General features: G+C 72.6%; 2 protein-coding genes and 1 pseudogene. All 3 read left to right on the forward strand.

The window, feature by feature from the left end:
• A partial coding sequence (locus AA75_RS29695; protein ID WP_033823386.1) for a MerR family transcriptional regulator occupies window positions 1-340 on the forward strand: 340 nt, incomplete at its 5' end.
• A gap of 81 nt (window positions 341-421) precedes the next feature.
• Window positions 422-1,174, forward strand: coding sequence for a metalloregulator ArsR/SmtB family transcription factor (locus AA75_RS29700; protein WP_033823387.1), 753 nt, complete (start codon window positions 422-424; stop codon window positions 1,172-1,174).
• Window positions 1,175-1,338: 164 nt separating this feature from the next.
• Window positions 1,339-1,588: pseudogene (locus AA75_RS49925) on the forward strand (hypothetical protein); the annotation flags it as partial.

Raw genomic sequence — 1,588 nt, forward strand, 5'->3', positions numbered from 1 at the left:
GTACTACGAGGAGCAGTCCCTGCTCCACCCCGAGCGGGGCGGGAACGGCTACCGCAGCTACCGCGAGAGCGACGTCCACCTGGTGCAGCAGATCCGCGGTCTGCTGGACTCCGGGCTGACCACCGAGATCATCCGCCGGATCCTGCCGTTCCTGGACCGGCCGGAGGAGATCCACGTCCATCCCGAGTGCCTGACCCCGGAGACCGCCGAGCTGATGCGGCGGGAGGCCGACCGGATCCACCAGCGGATCACCTGCCTGGCCCGCAACCGGGACGCGATCCTCGCCTACCTGGCCGCGGTCGGCCCGGCCGCCGGGCCCGCCCGTCAGACCGTCCGGTAGGCCACCCGCCGTTCCGCCCCGACCCGCGCCGGAGGCCGCCACGCGTTGACATGTGACCAAATGGTCACCTATTCTCGTGGTGTGGACCTGGTGTTCAAAGCCCTCGCCGACCCGACCCGACGCAGCCTGCTCGACGCGCTCTTCCAGGAGGACGGGCAGACCCTCAGCGCGCTCGAGGCGCGCTTCGAGATCACCCGCTTCGCCGTGATGAAGCACCTCAAGCTGCTCGAGGAGGCCGGACTGGTCGTCACCCGGCGCCAGGGCAGGGAGAAGCTCCACTACCTGAACCCGGTCCCGATCCGGCTCGTCCACGACCGGTGGGTGAGCAAGTACGCGGGGCCGTGGGCGGCTGCGCTCAGCGACCTCAAGAGCCGACTGGAGACTCCCATGCAGAAGGTCTTCGAGATCTACATCCGCACCACGCCGGAGCGCCTCTGGGAGGCGATCACCGACCCGGCCATCCGCGCCAAGTACAACTTCGGCGCCGAGGTCACCTCGGACTGGACCCCGGGCTCGCGCTACGAGATGGGCTCCCCGAAGGCCGGCATCGTGCTCGGCGAGGGCGTCAACCTGGAGGTCGACCCGCCCCGCCGGCTGGTCCAGAGCATGGTCGCGCTCTGGAGCGACGAGGTGAAGAGCGAAGGCACCAGCCGCGTCACCTGGGATATCGAACCGGTCGGCGACTCCTGCCGGCTCACCGTCACCCACGACGAGCTGCGCGAGGGCGCCAACGACGAGCTCTACGGTGGCTGGCCGATGATCCTCTCCGGCCTGAAGACCTGGCTGGAGACCGGCGAGCTGCTCACCACCCCGGGTTCGCTGCGGTACACCTGAGGCGCCGGGGCCGCGCCGGGCCGGGCCGCTGCCGTGTGGACCCCGTCCCCGCGCGGTGGCTCGGCCAGGTGGCGTCGCGCCGTCACCCTGCCCGGCGGTACCGACTCGCAGGCCGTCGCACCCTGACGGATAGTCGGGGCACGGAGCCCGACACGAGGAGGACCATGATCAGCAGGACCATCGGCGCAGCGCTCGCCCTGGGGGTGGGGGGCCTCGCGCTGACCGCCATCATCCCGGCCCTCGCCACCGGCACCGGGCCGGACCCGTCCGAGGACGGCCCGGCCCCGGCCGCCGCCCCGCTCTCCCCCGGCACCCCCGCGGACCAGCCGGCCGCCCCCGAGGCCTCGGCGCAGGCGCCGGTCGTGGCGCCGCCGGCCACCCCGCCCGCCCCGGCCACGGTGATCGGCTTCGACG

Source organism: Kitasatospora sp. MBT63, assembly GCF_000710465.2.
Classification (GTDB): domain Bacteria; phylum Actinomycetota; class Actinomycetes; order Streptomycetales; family Streptomycetaceae; genus Kitasatospora.